At 37.6% G+C, this 1,043-nt stretch carries 2 protein-coding genes; one reads left to right on the top strand and one right to left on the bottom strand.

Going from position 1 to position 1,043, the window contains the following annotated elements:
• Nucleotides 1-117: 117 nt before the first annotated feature.
• A complete protein-coding gene (locus AB5903_RS22525; RefSeq protein ID WP_368118327.1) occupies nucleotides 118-552 on the top strand; it encodes a hypothetical protein in 435 nt (144 codons plus the stop codon).
• A gap of 49 nt (nucleotides 553-601) precedes the next feature.
• On the opposite strand, the gene AB5903_RS22520 is transcribed toward AB5903_RS22525, so the two are convergent.
• The gene (locus AB5903_RS22520; protein WP_368118326.1) at nucleotides 602-1,018 is read right to left on the bottom strand and encodes a hypothetical protein; all 417 of its coding nucleotides are present in this window, start codon (nucleotides 1,016-1,018) and stop codon (nucleotides 602-604) included.
• Nucleotides 1,019-1,043: the final 25 nt, after the last annotated feature.

Genomic DNA, 1,043 nt, shown 5'->3' with positions numbered 1-1,043 from the left:
CCCATAGGTTTACAAAGTATGTTCCTGGCGTTGTATATTGGTCGGCATCTTTGAGGTCAGACCGCTTCTGTTTGATGACTCCACCATCGAGCAGTTCTCCCACGTCGATTTACGGATGTGGGAGAACTGATAGGTATCGCTACTTCTCAGAAAAACGGATTGCAGAAGTATAATTTGATACCTAATTTCTCAAATAGTGGCGGAATATGGTGCATTGGAACACTGCCCAATAATAACTTCTTATGCACTTTCCTCATTTCAGTGAATCATACATCTTTCAAACAAAGTGGTGTTTCTTTACTACAGATAATAGGAACCGGTGACGAGAATTTTAAGGCAAACTACAAATCTTTAATAAAAGGAACCAAGGAAGCTAACTTTTACGCCAAATATAACGAGAAAGGCATTAATGTGTATGTTGATGCACCTGCGAATATAACTGTGTCTATATTGAGCTATAGCCACATGGCAAAAGACTTTTATTTCAACTTGCAAAAGCAGGAGTCTCTTCCTGAAGGCTGTACACAAGCAGTAGATGTTGATACTCTGTAGGCAATGTAGAACAGAATTAGTAGAAGGTTAGTACCCTTCTACTAATTTATTATCCCAATGCAATAGGAATAATTTCTGTCAACTTATCTTTGATTGCATCTAAGTCTTCAAATTCCATTTTTTCAACGCTTTTAACTCCGGAATGGTCTGATAAAGGGATAATACAAATGTTTACATTGATATGTGCACGAGGTTCTATGTATATATTCTTTGTATCAATATATATGGAAATATTGTTTTCTCCAATACACACACATTTTCCCCCAGGCTTTAAATGATAGGTTTGTGCAGCAAGAATAAAGGTTCCAATTATTGCTGCACTATATATTGAAATTAGAAATGTAGGCGTTCCATACTCTGAAATAAGGTTGACTTTTAGAACTCCATTTTCAACGCTTGATGGTGCCATTTCTTTATCGACTAAACCGCTCTTGCTTGGGGTCGCTATAGGTAACAGTTCTCCCACGTCGATTTACGGATGTGGGAGAACT

Origin of the sequence: Bacteroides sp. 2201st1_D9_2201SCRN_220225, from assembly GCF_040928965.1 — a bacterium.
Classification (GTDB): Bacteria; Bacteroidota; Bacteroidia; order Bacteroidales; family Bacteroidaceae; genus Bacteroides; species Bacteroides stercoris.
The sequence above is the reverse complement of the archived record's forward strand: the minus strand, read 5'-3'. Positions and strand labels throughout refer to the sequence as shown.